Origin of the sequence: Anaerococcus groningensis (genome assembly GCF_046365465.1) — a bacterium.
GTDB lineage: Bacteria > Bacillota > Clostridia > Tissierellales > Peptoniphilaceae > Anaerococcus > Anaerococcus groningensis.
Map to the genome: position 1 here is coordinate 1 of NZ_JBGMEG010000027.1, position 823 is coordinate 823.

At 34.3% G+C, this 823-nt stretch carries 1 protein-coding gene; it reads left to right on the plus strand.

Translation table 11 applies throughout. The annotated features are described in order from the left end of the window. On the plus strand, positions 1-823 hold an 823-nt coding region (locus tag AB9Q04_RS08085), incomplete at both ends, for an alanine/glycine:cation symporter family protein (protein ID WP_410024826.1).

The following is an 823-nucleotide window of genomic DNA, read 5'->3' on the forward strand; positions in this document are numbered from 1 at the left end:
GGCCAAGCCTTTACAGGAGTTGTTGATGCAAATCCTATCTGGCCTGGAATAATTGTAACTATTGCAGCAGCTATAATTACATTTGGAGGAGTAAAAAGACTAACAGATTTCTCATCAAATGTTGTTCCTTTTATGGCAGGTCTTTATATCTTGGCAGTTTTATTTATCATAATTACTAATATTAAAGAAGTACCTGCTATGTTTGGATTAATTTTTAGAGGAGCTTTCAAACCAGAAGCTATAGTAGGTGGTCTAGCAGGACATACTATTACAGAAGCATTTAGACATGGGGTTGCTCGTGGATTGTTCTCAAACGATGCTGGAAACGGTATAGCTGGTATCATGCACGCATCAGCAGACGTAAAACACCCAGCTGAACAAGGATTTTTAGCTATGTTTGGTACTTTTGTAACAACAATTGTTATTTGTACTCTATCTGCATTTGCTATTTTACTAACTGGAGTTGCTGGAAATGGACACGATGGTATTTTATTAGTTCAAGATGCCTTCCAATCTCAATTTGGTCAAGTAGGTAGATGGTTAGTGTTCTTTGCTATGAGTTTATTTGGATTTACTACTTTAATTGCCGACTTATTTTATGGGGAGAGTAATATCCTTCTAATCTTTGGTAAAAATTATAAATGGCCACTTTGGATTTATAGAATAATTGCCTTTATCATGTTTTTAGTTGCCACACAAATGGATCTATCCATAGTATGGGGATTCATTGACGTATTTGTTGGTATAGTAGTGTTTATAAACGTAATATGCTTATTCTTATTATTTAAGGATGTAAAAGTAGTTTTAAAAGACTATCAAAAAC